16 protein-coding genes are annotated in these 14,633 nt (G+C 54.5%); 11 read left to right on the forward strand and 5 right to left on the reverse strand.

Features of this window, described 5'->3' with window-relative positions:
- Window positions 1-163: 163 nt before the first annotated feature.
- Window positions 164-1,396 (forward strand): serine/threonine transporter SstT, encoded by a 1,233-nt coding sequence (sstT, locus tag AC2LB6_RS06905; protein WP_490092956.1) that lies wholly within the window; start codon window positions 164-166, stop codon window positions 1,394-1,396.
- A 294-nt stretch (window positions 1,397-1,690) separates the two neighbouring features.
- Here the strand turns inward: sstT and AC2LB6_RS06910 are convergent, their stop codons facing one another.
- The 3 genes from AC2LB6_RS06910 to uxaC are packed head-to-tail and all read right to left on the reverse strand — an operon-like array spanning window position 1,691 to window position 6,052.
- A complete protein-coding gene (locus AC2LB6_RS06910; RefSeq protein WP_490092957.1) occupies window positions 1,691-3,181 on the reverse strand; it encodes a UxaA family hydrolase in 1,491 nt (496 codons plus the stop codon).
- 4 nt (window positions 3,182-3,185) lie between these two features.
- Complete coding sequence (locus tag AC2LB6_RS06915; RefSeq protein WP_490093001.1) at window positions 3,186-4,634, reverse strand: tagaturonate reductase; 1,449 nt, start codon at window positions 4,632-4,634, stop codon at window positions 3,186-3,188.
- A gap of 2 nt (window positions 4,635-4,636) precedes the next feature.
- Window positions 4,637-6,052 carry a glucuronate isomerase gene (gene uxaC / locus AC2LB6_RS06920; RefSeq protein WP_490092958.1) on the reverse strand — a complete coding sequence of 472 codons (1,416 nt, stop codon included), beginning with the start codon at window positions 6,050-6,052 and terminating at the stop codon, window positions 4,637-4,639.
- A gap of 400 nt (window positions 6,053-6,452) precedes the next feature.
- Here uxaC and AC2LB6_RS06925 point away from each other — a divergent pair, with 400 nt between their 5' ends.
- The 10 genes from AC2LB6_RS06925 (at window position 6,453) to AC2LB6_RS06970 (ending at window position 13,223) form a co-directional block, all read left to right on the forward strand.
- Window positions 6,453-7,757, forward strand: a complete 1,305-nt coding sequence (locus AC2LB6_RS06925) for an MFS transporter (protein ID WP_490092959.1) — start codon at window positions 6,453-6,455, stop codon at window positions 7,755-7,757.
- An 86-nt stretch (window positions 7,758-7,843) separates the two neighbouring features.
- A complete protein-coding gene (gene exuR, locus AC2LB6_RS06930; protein ID WP_090966126.1) occupies window positions 7,844-8,620 on the forward strand; it encodes a transcriptional regulator ExuR in 777 nt (258 codons plus the stop codon).
- Window positions 8,621-8,944: 324 nt separating this feature from the next.
- Complete coding sequence (locus AC2LB6_RS06935; protein ID WP_090966128.1) at window positions 8,945-9,619, forward strand: DedA family protein; 675 nt, start codon at window positions 8,945-8,947, stop codon at window positions 9,617-9,619.
- The gene (gene mzrA / locus AC2LB6_RS06940; RefSeq protein WP_490092960.1) at window positions 9,619-9,966 is read left to right on the forward strand and encodes an EnvZ/OmpR regulon moderator MzrA; all 348 of its coding nucleotides are present in this window, start codon (window positions 9,619-9,621) and stop codon (window positions 9,964-9,966) included. The genes AC2LB6_RS06935 and mzrA overlap by 1 nt, the downstream gene beginning before the upstream one ends.
- A 192-nt stretch (window positions 9,967-10,158) precedes the next feature.
- The gene (locus tag AC2LB6_RS06945; protein ID WP_490092961.1) at window positions 10,159-10,533 is read left to right on the forward strand and encodes a DUF1090 domain-containing protein; all 375 of its coding nucleotides are present in this window, start codon (window positions 10,159-10,161) and stop codon (window positions 10,531-10,533) included.
- 35 nt (window positions 10,534-10,568) lie between these two features.
- Window positions 10,569-10,874: an ElaB/YgaM/YqjD family protein gene (locus tag AC2LB6_RS06950; protein WP_090966135.1), complete on the forward strand. Its 306-nt coding sequence runs from the start codon at window positions 10,569-10,571 to the stop codon at window positions 10,872-10,874.
- Between the two features lie 2 nt (window positions 10,875-10,876).
- Complete coding sequence (locus AC2LB6_RS06955) at window positions 10,877-11,272, forward strand: phage holin family protein (protein ID WP_090966137.1); 396 nt, start codon at window positions 10,877-10,879, stop codon at window positions 11,270-11,272.
- Window positions 11,272-11,556, forward strand: a complete 285-nt coding sequence (locus tag AC2LB6_RS06960) for a YqjK-like family protein (RefSeq protein WP_179898626.1) — start codon at window positions 11,272-11,274, stop codon at window positions 11,554-11,556. Before AC2LB6_RS06955 ends, AC2LB6_RS06960 begins: the two co-directional genes overlap by 1 nt.
- A gap of 202 nt (window positions 11,557-11,758) precedes the next feature.
- Window positions 11,759-12,172: a DoxX family protein gene (locus tag AC2LB6_RS06965; protein ID WP_490093002.1), complete on the forward strand. Its 414-nt coding sequence runs from the start codon at window positions 11,759-11,761 to the stop codon at window positions 12,170-12,172.
- A 76-nt stretch (window positions 12,173-12,248) separates the two neighbouring features.
- On the forward strand, window positions 12,249-13,223 hold the full coding sequence (locus AC2LB6_RS06970) for a glutathione S-transferase family protein (RefSeq protein ID WP_490092962.1): 975 nt from the start codon (window positions 12,249-12,251) through the stop codon (window positions 13,221-13,223).
- A gap of 165 nt (window positions 13,224-13,388) precedes the next feature.
- Here the strand turns inward: AC2LB6_RS06970 and AC2LB6_RS06975 are convergent, their stop codons facing one another.
- Entirely contained in the window at window positions 13,389-13,802 is a 414-nt protein-coding gene (locus AC2LB6_RS06975; protein ID WP_242455620.1) for a hypothetical protein, read from the reverse strand.
- A gap of 13 nt (window positions 13,803-13,815) precedes the next feature.
- Window positions 13,816-14,508 carry a hypothetical protein gene (locus AC2LB6_RS06980; protein ID WP_490092963.1) on the reverse strand — a complete coding sequence of 231 codons (693 nt, stop codon included), beginning with the start codon at window positions 14,506-14,508 and terminating at the stop codon, window positions 13,816-13,818.
- Window positions 14,509-14,633: the final 125 nt, after the last annotated feature.

Consider the following 14,633-nt stretch of genomic DNA (forward strand, 5'->3'; position numbering starts at 1 on the left):
CACTTCCACTATCCAGCATAATAAAAATCTGACCTGCTCCACAGCGACAGAACTTTCTCTTTTCTCATCTGATGTTTTCCTTATACTCCGCCGGGCAAACCGTTTTAGCCGATGCAAAACATCGCGTCTGAAACTACATCCGCGACAAAATATAGAAAATATTATGCAGAAAACTCTCTCCGCACGTCTGGGCACGCTGCTCGCCGGAAGCCTGGTGAAGCAAATCATGATTGGGCTGATCGCCGGTGTTGCGCTCGCCTGGGTTTCACACGATGCCGCGCTGGCGGTCGGTCTGCTGGGTGAACTGTTTGTCAGTGCGCTGAAAGCGGTCGCGCCGTTGCTGGTACTGATGCTGGTGATCGCCTCGATTGCCAACCACCAGCAGGGCCAGAAAACCAATATCCGGCCAATTATCATGCTCTATCTGCTGAGCACCTTTTTCGCGGCGGTCGTCGCAGTGGTATTCAGCCATCTGATCCCGCAGACGCTGACGCTGGCGGTGGGCACCACGGAAATCACACCACCATCCGGCATCACTGAAGTGTTACGTGGACTGCTGATGAGCATGGTGTCGAATCCGATCACGGCCCTGATGCAGGCTAACTACATCGGCATTCTGGTGTGGGCAATTGGCCTCGGGCTGGCGTTCCGTCACAGCAGTGACAGCACCCGCGCCTTTCTCAATGATGCCTCTCATGCGGTGACCTGGCTGGTACGCTGCGTGATTCGCTGCGCGCCGATTGGTATTTTCGGTCTGGTGGCCTCGATCCTCGCGTCTACCGGCTTTGGCGCGCTGTGGCAATATGCCCATCTGCTGACGTTACTGATCGGCTGTATGCTGCTGATGGCGCTGGTGGTCAACCCGCTGCTGGTGTTCTATAAAATCCGCCGCAACCCCTATCCGCTGGTATTTACCTGCCTGCGCGAAAGCGGCGTGACCGCCTTCTTTACCCGCAGTTCTGCCGCCAACATTCCGGTGAATATGGCGCTGGCGAAACGTCTGGATCTGGATGAGGATACCTATTCGGTGTCGATTCCGCTGGGCGCAACCATCAGTATGGCGGGGGCGTCGATTACCATTACCGTGCTAACGCTGGCGGCAGTGCATACGCTGGGGATCAGCATTGATGTGCCGACGGCGATTCTGCTGAGTCTGGTGGCGTCACTCTGTGCCTGTGGTGCATCTGGCGTGGCGGGCGGTTCGCTGCTGCTGATCCCGGTGGCCTGTAACATGTTCGGCATTCCGAATGATCTGGCAATGCAGGTGGTGGCGGTCGGCTTTATTATCGGCGTCTTGCAAGATTCGGCGGAAACCGCGCTGAACTCTTCAACGGATATTTTGTTTACCGCAGCCGTCTGTCAGGCGGAAGCGGATCGCGAAACCAGCCGGGCGTAATCCAGTAACATAAAAGGCGAACTGCAGACCTGATGCGGGTCGCTTTAAAGTATTGATAAGGTCAGGCCAGATGGCATTGAGATCGAGCCTGCGAAGGGAACGCGGTCAGATCGGAAAGACGCAACAACCGCCATCCATGGCATGCTCGGCCCGCGCCATCCATGGCGCGGGACGCTTTCCTCCTCTGACCGTGTTCCCTGCGCGTTGAACTTATTCGTTGCTGCTGTATTTATCCCGTATGGGCTTGTCAGCAATCTGAAGCGATCCGCAGTTATGGCGGATCGCTTTTTAGTTTTAAAGCGTTACACCGCTTTTGAAAATCGCCAGCTCGCGGAAGTCGTTCTTCTCGTTGTTGGTCGGCTGACCGCTGGCAATCGCCACAATGCTGTCGACAAAGTCCTCCAGCATCGAGTCCATGCTCATCCCCTCGATCAACCGTCCGGCATTAAAATCGATCCAGTGCGGCTTCTTCTCCGCCAGCGGCGTGTTGGTGGCCAGCTTCACCGTCGGCACAAAACCGCCATATGGCGTGCCGCGTCCGGTACTAAACAGCACCATGTGGCAACCGGCTCCCGCCAGCGCACTGGTGGCGACCGCATCATTGCCTGGCGCACTCAGCAGATTCAGCCCCGGTGTTTTTAACCGTTCGCCATACTTCAGCACATCGACGACCTGGCTCTGCCCCGCTTTCTGGGTACAGCCCAGCGACTTCTCTTCCAGCGTGGTGATGCCGCCCGCTTTGTTACCCGGCGACGGGTTTTCGTAAATTGGCTGCTGGTGATCGATAAAGTACTGTTTGAAGTCGTTGATCATCGCCACCGTTTTGCTGAAGGTCTCTTCGTCGCGACAGCGGCTCATCAGAATCCGCTCTGCGCCAAACATTTCCGGCACTTCAGTCAGCACGGTGGTGCCGCCATTGGCGATCATCTGGTCTGAGAACCGTCCCAGCAACGGATTAGCGGTGATACCTGACAAACCATCCGAACCGCCGCACTCCAGACCAAACTTCAGCTCGCTGAGTTTGCCCGGCTCGCGCTGGTCGTGACGCATTTTTTCATACAACGCATGCAGACGCTCCAGCCCGGCTTCGACCTCATCGTCATGCTGCTGGCACACCATGAACTCGACCCGGTCGCTTTCAAACGCGCCGAGGGTGTCACGGAAGGCATCAACCTGATTGTTTTCGCAGCCGAGACCAATCACCAGCACCGCGCCAGCATTAGGATGGCGCACCATATTCTGCAGCATGGTGCGGGTGTTTTCGTGGTCCTGTCCCAGCTGCGAGCAGCCGAAGGTGTGGCTGAACAGGAATGCGCCATCGATGCCTTCTGCCTGCTGCGTCTCCTTCAGGAAACGCTGCAGAATCTGACGCGCAATGCCGTTGACGCAGCCGACGGTCGGCAGGATCCACAGCTCATTGCGGATGCCGACCTCGCCGTTCGCACGACGGTAGATCTGCACCTCACGGTCACCCGGCTGCGGGGGTAACGTCACAAACTCAGGCTGATACGTATACTCATCCAGATCGCTGAGGTTGGTGCGGGCGTTCTGCGAATGGATTAATTCACCGGCAGCCACAGGCTGCGTGGCATGGGCAATCGGCAGCCCATATTTGATCACCAGCTCATCCTGCGCGATAGGCTGCAGGGCAAATTTATGCCCGCGTCCGACGGCCTGCTGCACCGCCACACTCAGTGGCGGCAGCTCTATCGTGGCGCCCGCCTCTAAGTCACGTAACGCCACGGCAACATTGTCGCGGGGATCAATTTTAATAGCGTCTTGCATAGCGTTATCTCAGTTGGCTCAGCGCCTCACGCATTCCGTGGGCGATGATATTTTGCAGGTGTTGGGTGACAACCGCAGCCAGTCCGGGCTGACGGGTTAAATCTTCGCCCCAGTGTTGCGCGTCGCTAAGCACGCCGTGCACCAGTTGTTGCGGTGATATCTGGTCCGCATCAGCCGCTTTCCATGCGTCAGCGTAGCGCTGTAACCACTGCGGCTCATCCTGTAACGGCCAGCGCTTGCCGGCTGACTCGCCGCGATAAAAGGCGATTAGCGCGGCCAGCGCAAAGGTGATATGCGTCGGCCACTCGCCGGTTTGCTGATGCGCGGCAAGCAGTGGCGTCAGCAGACGGGTGCGGAACTTGGTCATGCCATTGAGGGCAATCGACAGCAGCGCGTGACGAATAAACGGATTGCGGAAGCGGCGCTGAACCGCATCGGCAAAGGCGTGCAGTTCATCGGCAGGCAGATCCAGCGTCGGGATCACTTCGTGACGCAGCAGGTTGTCCACAAATCCGGCGATGGCCGGATCGGCCATCGCCTCCCCGACGCTCTCAATCCCGGCCAGAAACGCCACCGGCACCATCGCGGTATGCGCGCCATTGAGAATGGCCACTTTCTGTGCTTTATAGGGCGCAATATCATCCACATGCCGGACCTGCGGCGACAGCGCCGCCAGCTTCAGTTCACTGAACAGAGCCGACGGCCCCTGGATCACAAACTGGTAGTAGACTTCGCCCGCCACCAGATAGCGATCTTCATAACCCAGTTCGCGTTGCAGCTGCTCGCTTTCCGCCGGGAAGCCGGTAACGATGCGGTCCACCAGGGTGTTGTAAAAGGCACAATGCTGATGAATCCAGGTTTTGAATTCTGACGGCAGATGCCAGTAATCGGCATAACGCAGCACCAGATCGCGCAGCGTGTCGCCGTTATGATCAATCAGCTCACACGGCACCACCAGCCAGCCCCGGTCGCTGGCACCCTTGAAGTGGGAATAGCGCGCCCACAGCAACTGCGTCAGTTTGCCGGGGAAGCTGCTGGCGGGCTGATCGGTGAGCTGATCCGTACCAACAAAGGCGATACCCGCTTCGGTGGTGTTGGAGAAGACCATGCGCAGGTCGGGATTCCGGGCCAGCGCCATAAATTCACCGAACTGCTGCCAGGGCTGGATCTCACGGTTGAGGCTGCGGATCAACCGGGTTTCACTGACCTGCTCACCCTGGTCGTTCAGTCCGCGGATCAGCGTGGTGTAGAGGCCATCCTGCTGATTCAGGCTGTCGCTGACTTCACGGTTGCGCGGCCGCACCACAACGATCCCGGCATCGGTGCCCTGATGTTCATTCAGCCAGTCAATCTGCCAGTCAATAAAGGCGCGCAGGAAGTTACCTTCGCCGAACTGGATCACCCGGTCGCGATAGACCGCGCCCGGAAAGTCGTGGCGGTTTAGCCTTTTCATCATCAGGCTCCCAGCTCGATGCCGAAGTAATCGCGGGCATTGTTGAAGCAGATGTTCTGAACCATCTGGCCTAACAGCGCTTCATCGGCTGGCGCTTCACCCTGTTCGACCCAGCGGCCCATCATCTGGCACAGCAACCGGCGGAAATATTCGTGGCGGGTGTAAGAGAGGAAGCTGCGGCTGTCGGTCAGCATCCCGACGAAGCGGCTCAGCAGGCCAATCTGCGCCAGCTGAGTCATCTGACGCTGCATACCGTCCAGCTGATCGTTGAACCACCAGGCAGAACCGAACTGCATTTTGCCCGCCTGACCTTCGCCCTGGAAGTTACCGGCCATGGTCGCCAGCACTTCGTTGTCGCGCGGGTTCAGGCAGTAGAGGATGGTTTTCGGCAGCGCATTATTGAGATTCTGCGCGCCCAGCAGGCGTGCCAGCGGTTCGGCCAGTGGCTGATCGTTGATGGAGTCGAAGCCGACATCAGGCCCCAGCAGTTGATACTGGCGCGGGTTGGTGTTGCGCAGTGCGCCAATGTGATACTGCTGCACCCAGCCACGGCGCGCATATTCGCTGCCCAGCCAGACCAGTACCGCCGTTTTGAACTGTGCCGTTTCCTGCGGATCCGGCGCGGCACCGCTGCGACGCCGCGTCAGAATCGCATCCAGCGTGGCGTCATCCGCCTCGGCATAACAGACCACATCCAGCGCGTGATCCGAGACTTTACAGCCGTGCGCGGCGAAGTGATCCAGCCGCTGATGCAGGGCGCTGCGCAGATCGTCAAAACGCTGCACGCTGATGTCGGTCAGCTGCTCCAGCGTCTCGATCCACGGCAGGAAGGTTTCGGCTTCGATATTAAACGCTTTGTCCGGACGCCAGCTCGGCAGCACTTTGACGCTGAAGCTGGTGTCGTCTGCCAGCGCGCGATGATGGCGCAGGTCATCCAGCGGATCGTCCGTGGTGCCGACCATCTTCACCTTCATCTGCTGCATGATGCCGCGTGTGGTGAAGCTATCCTGCGCCAGCATTTCATTACAGCGATGCCAGATGCTGTCGGCAGTTTTCTCAGAAAGCAGCGTATCGGTAATGCCGAAAGGCCGGCGTAATTCCAGATGGGTCCAGTGATATAGCGGATTGCCGATGGTATGCGGCACGGTGCGCGCCCAGGCGTCAAACTTTTCACGATCGCTGGCGTTGCCGGTACAGAATGCCTCAGCCACACCGTTGGCGCGCATTGCCCGCCACTTGTAGTGATCGCCCTTCAGCCAGATGTCATAAAGATTGGCGAAGCGATAATTTTCGGCAATCTGCTGCGGGGGTAAGTGGCAGTGATAGTCGAAAATCGGCTGATCTTTCGCATAGTCGTGATAGAGACGCCGGGCAAATTCACTATCCAGCAAAAAATCCTCGGTCATGAAACGTGACATACATGCTTCCTCATCTACTGAACCACTGATGGCCCAAAGTTATCATACCAATTTTAGTCCGTTACGGATTTATTTGCGATCCTGCTCACATAAACGGCGGTACCAGACTGCCGTTATGGACTTTTTAGTCGCCCGTATCGCGCTAAATGGCTGTCATTACGCAGGTTTCCAGTATCCCACAGTGCAGAAAGGGTTTTTGTGATGGCTCTCAACTTTTAAAGTTGTATAACAAGTTAGGCTCTCGCTCCATCATGAGGTCGTTAATGACTCAGATAACGGCAAGGTCAGAACAGGGTTGCTCAGACAGAACCTGCGGGCGTGAGCAGAGCTGTATCACGTGCTGTCCCGCTCCAGATAACAACAGCGGCAAGACCGCATACAGAACTGGAAGAGGTAGAGGATGCGTAAGATCAAAGGGTTACGCTGGTACATGATTGGACTGGTGACGCTCGGTACGGTGTTAGGGTACCTGACCCGTAACACCATTGCCGTGGCGGCCCCGACATTGATGACAGAGCTGCATATCACCACACAGCAGTATTCATACATTATTGCGGCCTATTCAGCCTGCTACACGCTGATGCAACCGGTGGCAGGTTATGTGTTGGATCTGCTGGGTACCAAAGTCGGCTACGCGGTGTTTGCTGTACTGTGGGCGATCTTTTGTGCCGCCACCGCGATGGCAGGCAGCTGGGGCGGCCTTGCTCTGGCGCGTGGTGCCGTCGGTGCGGCTGAAGCGGCGATGATCCCGGCCGGTCTGAAGGCGAGCAGTGAGTGGTTCCCGGCCAAAGAGCGTTCGGTCGCGGTAGGCTACTTTAACGTCGGTTCATCTATCGGCGCGATGCTGGCTCCGCCGCTGGTTGTCTGGGCTATCGTGGCGCACAGCTGGCAGATGGCCTTTATCATGACCGGTGTGTTGAGCATGGCCTGGGCACTCTGCTGGCTGGTGTTTTACAAGCACCCGAAACAGCAGAAGAAGCTGAGCGATGAAGAGCGCGACTATATTATCTCCGGTCAGGAAGCGCAGCATCAGACCGGCAACACCCGCAAAATGTCGGCCCTGCAGATTATCCGTAACCGCCAGTTCTGGGGTATTGCCCTGCCGCGTTTTCTGGCAGAACCGGCGTGGGGTACGTTCAACGCCTGGATTCCGCTGTTCATGTTTAAGGTTTACGGCTTCAACCTTAAAGAGATTGCGATGTTTGCCTGGATGCCGATGCTGTTCGCGGACTTCGGCTGCATCCTGGGTGGTTATCTGCCGCCGCTGTTTCAGCGCTGGTTCGGCGTTAACCTGATCGTCTCCCGTAAGATGGTGGTGACGATGGGTGCGGTATTAATGATTGCGCCAGGCACGATCGGCCTGTTCACCAGCCCTTACGTTGCCATTGGTCTGCTGTGCATCGGCGGCTTTGCGCATCAGGCCCTTTCTGGTGCGCTCATCACCCTGTCGTCAGACGTTTTCGGCCGTAATGAAGTCGCGACGGCTAACGGCCTGACCGGCATGGCCGCCTGGACCGCCAGTACGATGTTTGCGCTGGTCGTCGGTGCACTGGCCGATACGCTGGGCTTCAGCCCGCTGTTTGCTGCCCTGGCGGTGTTCGATCTGCTGGGTGCCGTGGTGATCTGGACAGTCCTGAAAAATAAACCGATTTCAGAGCTGGAAACGGACGCTGTGATTCCGCCAGGCAGCGCCGTACACAATTGATCTGCCGGGCTGGCGCGAGCCAGCCCATTTCCTCGCACCGCCTGAAGTGGTATAACAACTTATCTGTCTGCTACCAGGATTGTGCTATGGACCTCACTGAATCCCGTCGACTCTATCAACAGCTGGCCAGCGAGCTGAAAAGCCGCATCGAAACCGGGATCTATCCGGTTGGTGAAAAACTGCCTGCTGAGCGCCTGATTGCCGAAGAGATGGAAGTGAGCCGCACTGTCGTCCGCGAAGCAATCATCATGCTGGAAGTAGAAGGCTATGTTGAGGTCCGTAAAGGATCCGGCATTCATGTCATAGCCAGCCAGCAGCAGAACCGTATCGCCCCGACCAGCAGCCAGCTTGAGTTCGCGACGTTTGGCCCGTTTGAATTACTCCAGGCGCGCCAGTTGATTGAGAGTAATGTGGCGGAGTTCGCGGCGACTCAGGTGACGCGTCAGGACATCATCGACCTGATGGCGATTCAGGAAAAAGCCCGCCAGGAGGATCACTTCCGTGACTCCGAGTGGGATATGCAGTTTCATGTGCGCATCGCACAATCCACCCAGAACAGTGCCTTAGCCGCCATCGTTGAAAAAATGTGGCTGCACCGCCTTCACAATCCCTACTGGCTCAAACTTCACGAACACATTGACCAGCGCAGCATTCTCAGCTGGTGCGACGACCACGATCAGATTCTCAAAGCGCTGATGCGTAAAGATCCCGCCGCCAGCAAACTGGCGATGTGGCAACATCTGGAAAATACTAAACAGATGCTGTTTAACGCGACGGCGGATGATTTTGAATTTAACGTGGACCGCTATATGTTTGGTGAGAATCCGGTCATCCTGCCTGATGGGTCCAATAACGCCCGCTAAAATTGCCTGAAAACACCCTGAAATGGTCAGTTAGTCTGCAATAGTGTCAGGTCATGTAAAGCTCCTTTTTACAGGCCGTTTCACAAGGTAAAACTCCTGTTCGCAAGAGAGTTTTCCTGTCTCAGACAGGCGATTTTTGTTACAGTTATCGCCCTTTTATTACCCTTTGCGACAGGGGATTATAAAGTCGCTGATTTAACAATCAATTCTGGAAGGATCCGGAAAACCCCGCCCAGGCTGCGCTCCTAAAATTTATAACGAAATGCCGGTCTGCGTTTAAGTCCCTGTGGGACATGTTTAACAATGATGTTCAGGAATGAATTGATGGATATTTTGCAATCGTTGCTGCATGCCCTGTGGCAGCAGGACTACGAAACCCTCTCCGATCCCACGCTGGTATGGGCCATTTACGGCGTGCTGTTTATGATTTTGTTTTTAGAAAATGGCCTTCTTCCCGCCGCATTTCTGCCGGGTGACAGTCTGCTGATTCTGGTCGGCGTACTGATTGCAAAAGGCGCCATGAGTTTCCCGATAACGATTCTGGTTTTGACCACCGGCGCCAGTCTTGGCTGCTGGGTGAGCTACATACAGGGCCGCTGGCTAGGTAATACCCCCACGGTACAGAAATGGCTCTCCCACCTTCCCGCCCAGTATCATCTGCGTGCGCACAGCATGTTCCACCGTCACGGCTTATCTGCCCTTTTGATTGGTCGCTTTATCGCGTTTGTGCGAACGCTGCTGCCGACCATCGCCGGATTGTCAGGCCTCAGCAATGCCCGCTTTCAGTTCTTTAACTGGGTCAGTGCGTTCCTGTGGGTCGTGATTCTGACCGTTATCGGCTTCGCGCTAGGTAAAACCCCGATTTTCCGTCGTTATGAAGATGAGATGATGTTCTTCCTGATGATGCTGCCACTGGCACTGCTGGTGTTTGGTCTGGTGGGATCGCTGGTGGTGATATGGCGTAAGCGACAGGCGAATCAGAACGGGAAAGCCGAGTAATGAAATTACTGCAGGCTATTCCTAAACGGTGGTTACCGTGGTCGATTGCTGGCGCGCTGGTGCTGGTCGCGCTTTGCGCGATCCCGCCTCTGATGAAACACGAAACGGTCGTTCAGATTCGTGTTTCCCATGCTGGCGCAACGCTGCCCGATGGTTTTTATCTCTATCAGCAATTAAGCGCGCAGGGTATTCGTATCAAAAGCATTACCCCTGCGGGTGATGCACTGATCATCCATTTTGACAGCGAAGAGCAGAGTCTGGCTGCCCAGAAGGTGTTACGCCGTCTGCTGCCACAGGGTTTTATTGTGGCGCAGCACGATCACTCTCAGCACCTCTCACTGGCGTAACCTCCCGACTCCCCTCTTTTTTAAGACCGCCGCGGGTTGGTGTGGCGGTCTTAAAGGCGCTCTATCTCCCGGTCTTCTTTGAACTTTTTACTATGGGTGTCTATGCTTAACTCAGAGTCGATTCTCAGCACCCGCAGGCATAAGATTAAGCGAGTGATGACGAATCAGGTCGCAATGGAAGGTTCATGACCGATGAAATATCAAGTATTACTGGGAGTCGCGCTGTTGTCGCTGTCGGGTTCGCTGCTGGCGGCAGAATCGCTGTGTGAACAGAAAGAGCAGGATATTCAGCGTGAAATCGGGATGGCGCAGAAGCATAACAACGAGCGCCGGGTTAATGGTCTGGAGCGTGCGCTGACCGAAGTCCGGGCAGATTGCAGCGACAAAAAGCTTGAGGCCGCCCATCTGGAAAGAATTAACGCTCAAAAACAAAAGGTTGCAGAGCGTGAGCACGCACTCAGGGAAGAGCGTGAAGAGGGCCATGACAGGGACAAGATTGCTAAGCGACAGGAAAAACTGGATGAAGCACGCCGGGAGTTGAAAAAGCTACAGGCGGAGCCCTATTAATCGGAATTAACCAACTGATGTTAAAGGAGTATTTTATGTCTAAAGACACATCATCGGAACATTTGCGTGCTGAACTGAAAAACCTGGCTGATACCCTGGAAGAAGTGCTGAGCAGCAGCACTGAAAAATCTAAAGGTGAGCTGGATAAACTTCGCAGTAAAGCGCGTGATGCGCTGGATAGCTCACGTGAACGTCTGGGCGAATCAAGCGAGCGTATCGCTGCAACTACCCGCGAAGCGGCGCAGAAAGCCGAAGGCTACGTGCGTGAAAATCCATGGCATGGTGTGGGCATCGGTGCAGCGATTGGCGTCGCACTGGGCATGCTCATCTCGCGTCGATAACTATGGCTGACTCACAGCATAACCACGGCCCGGCTAAAGGGGTCATTAACATCGGCCAGCGTATTGTGACCACGCTGGTTGGTATGGTCGAGACGCGCGTTCGTCTGGCAGTGGTGGAACTGGAGCACGAGAAAGCGAACCTGATTCAGCTGCTGTTGATGGTTGGCCTGACAATGCTGTTCACTGCATTTGGTCTGATGAGCCTGATGGTTCTGATTATCTGGGCAGTGGATGCGCAGTACCGTCTGATGGCTATTGGCATCACGACCGGCACACTGCTGCTGCTGGCGGTTATTTTAGGGCTCTGGACGCTGCGCAAATCACGTCAGTCCACGCTGTTGCGCCACACGCGTAAAGAGCTGGAAACAGACCGTAATTTGCTTGAGGACCAGCGCTGATGAGCCGCCGCGAGCGTGAAGAACGCATCCATGAACTGCTTAAGCATGTGCAGCAGCAACGGCTGGATTTAAGCGCTGCACGGCGTGACTGGCTGGAAGGCACCGCCCATTACGATCGCGGCTGGTTTACTTTCCTCAGCTTACGTCGCTATCTGGCTATTGGCAGCAGCGCGCTGGCTATCTACTCAGTTCGCAGTCCCAACATGCTGTTACGCTGGGCAAAACGGGGATTCAGCGCCTGGAGTACCTGGCGCATGATCAAGTCCGCTCTGCCACCGCGTTAATTCTTCTCAAAGCCGGTCCTGAAAAGGCCGGTTTTTCTTCATCAGAATTTCTGAAAAACACTGACAATATATCTCGCTTACAACCTTTCCGCTCCGCGACTATCATCTCCAGCTATCAACCCAATGAACGCAGTACTGCTTTCAGCGGGCATAAACCCTGCGGGCAGCTTGCCCTGTATCCCTGATAGCGCTGGAGTAAATGATGAAAAAATTCGAAGACGTTGGTTTGTTAGTGGCTCGCATCCTGATGCCAATCCTGTTCATTACGGCCGGCTGGGGCAAAATCACCGGTTATGCAGGTACTCAGCAATATATGGAAGCGATGGGCGTCCCGGGCTTTATGCTGCCGCTGGTTATCCTGCTGGAGTTTGGCGGTGGTCTGGCGATTCTGTTCGGTTTCCTGACGCGTTTCACTGCCTTGTTCACTGCAGGCTTCACCATCCTGACCGCATTTCTGTTTCACAGTAACTTTGCCGAAGGCGTGAACCAACTGATGTTTATGAAGAACCTCTCTATCGCGGGTGGTTTCCTGGTGTTAGGTCTGGTGGGTCCAGGTGCATACAGCATTGATCGCCTGCTCAGCAAAAGAAAACCGCAGCCAGCTATTGCGCGCTAATCTCACATAAAGCGTAATGCCACATATACTTAGCAGGGCGGGGACATTTCCCCGCCCTGTTTGCATTGGAGCCATTATGGGACAGTTAATTGACGGTGTCTGGCATGACACCTGGTACGACACCAAATCTACCGGCGGGCGCTTTAAGCGTTCAGAGTCGGCTTTCCGCAACTGGGTTACCGCTGATGGCAGCGCCGGCCCGGTGGGTAAAGAGGGATTTGTCGCCGAACGCGACCGCTATCATCTTTATGTCTCGCTTGCCTGCCCCTGGGCACACCGCACACTGCTGATGCGTCAGCTGAAGGGCCTGGATAGCATGATCGATGTCTCCGTGGTGCATCCGCTGATGCTGGAGAATGGCTGGACGTTCGATGATAGTTTTCAGGATGCGACCGGCGATAAACTCTACCAGAATGAGTTCCTCTATCAGCTCTATCTGCACGCCGATCCGCAATACAGTGGCCGCGTAACCGTGCCGGTATTGTGGGACAAGCAGCAGAACACCATCGTCAGCAATGAGTCTGCCGATATCATCCGTATGTTCAACAGTGCGTTTGATGCTGTCGGTGCCCGTGCCGGGGATTATTATCCTGTTGCTCTGCACGAAAAGATTGATGAACTGAATAGCTGGATCTACGACACCGTGAACAACGGCGTTTACAAAGCGGGTTTTGCCACTTCGCAGTCCGCTTATGACGAGGCAGTGACTGCGCTGTTCCATTCGCTGTCGCGGCTGGAGCAGATTTTAGGCCAGCATCGCTATCTCACCGGCGATCAGCTGACCGAAGCGGATCTGCGGTTGTGGACCACGCTGGTGCGCTTCGATCCGGTCTATGTGACCCACTTTAAATGCGATCGCCATCGCATCAGTGACTACAGAAACCTGAGTGGTTTCCTCCGTGATATCTATCAGATGCCTGGTATCGCAGAGACGGTTAATCTGCCGCATATTCGTCATCACTACTATTGCAGCCATAAGACCATCAACCCGAACGGTGTTATTTCGCTGGGCCCGGCGTTTGACTGGGATGAGCCGCACGGCCGCGGTTAAGCTGCCTGCACATACCCTACAAAGCAAAAACCCCGCCGAAGCGGGGTTTTTGGTTAAAAGCCGATGCTGACCGTTAAGGCAGATTGCTTTAACCACACGTCGCGTATCTGTTTTTGGGGGGAAGAGTCGCTTGATTAATGCTGGAGATTGGGTCCCTAAAGATTGTCAGCGAAAATCTACCTTACTTAGCGTTAGCGAATGTGATTTGCTGTCATGAGATATATAGAAGTAAGGCACAACATTGCCTTCCTTTTCCCATTTTTCAGACAATCCATTATGCTCCACCGCCCTGTAACCTAAGGACGCCAGATAATTTTTTACCTCTACTAAAGGAGCATCCGTGCTGTAAACAATACTACTTTCCTGCGGTTGACTACCATCCTGCGCGGTAAACGTAAAATGATATGATTCAGATGCACGTGGGGCCCACCTGATATCCCTGTCAGTGTATAGATAATATGCCCATAGATTTGACTGAGTGTAACCTTCATCCCGTTCAGCCACCTTCTGCATACTACAATCAATCAGCAGAAAAATAATGATGATGACAGCGCCAATTGCAGCGATCCTTTTTAACATTTTCACTCTCTGTTTACTGAAATGCGTTAATGATTCCGGCTTTATCATTAGACCGTCGCACTATGTCATCATTCGGAGTAAATTTATATGGCATAACCTGTTTCATAAATCGCGGAAGCTGACCTTTATAAGGGCGTGGGCAGGTGAATTTTTCTATAGGATCAGGAAATAATAAGGGTAAAAAACCCGTGTTCTTATAACGACTAATCGGTCCATAATGGTCCCATCGGCGTAGGGCTGATTCTTTGCTGGCAATCTTAAGTTCTCCCCAATATACGCGGGGATAATTAACTTTATAGAAACCAAATAAGTCCGATACTAGATCCTCGCCACTGAAACCGCTATCAGTATACCAACTGAACCAGGGCATTGACTGCCAATTTTCAAAAGCGACAGCAGTACTCATCATCATCGCCAATGCAATACTCTGCCTTTCTGTGAGAGTTCTCCCTTTTTTTATCTCCCAGACATTAAAGCGACCAGTAGCAAACCGGCTGATCCCCATAGTTTGTTCATAACGCACCCGGTAATAAGATTCGCTGCCAGCCTCACCAGTGGAGAACTGTGCCATAAGTTTACGGACATCATCCCCGCGAGCGTGGCCCATATCAAGCCAGCCAAGCACTCCTGAATAAAGAAGCCCATGCCTAATCCCGTTTTCTGAACAAAATCGGGATGAATCCAGGATTTCTCCACGATTGCTCAAATTGGGTACCTCACAAATCCACGAATCATAATTCCCTCTATTTACTTTCCATTTTCCCTGTGAGGAATATTACAAAATTTAACCATAATAACAATAAGCACAGACCACAGGAAAAGCTGTATTTA

Source organism: Pantoea sp. RCC30.1 (genome assembly GCF_058148845.1).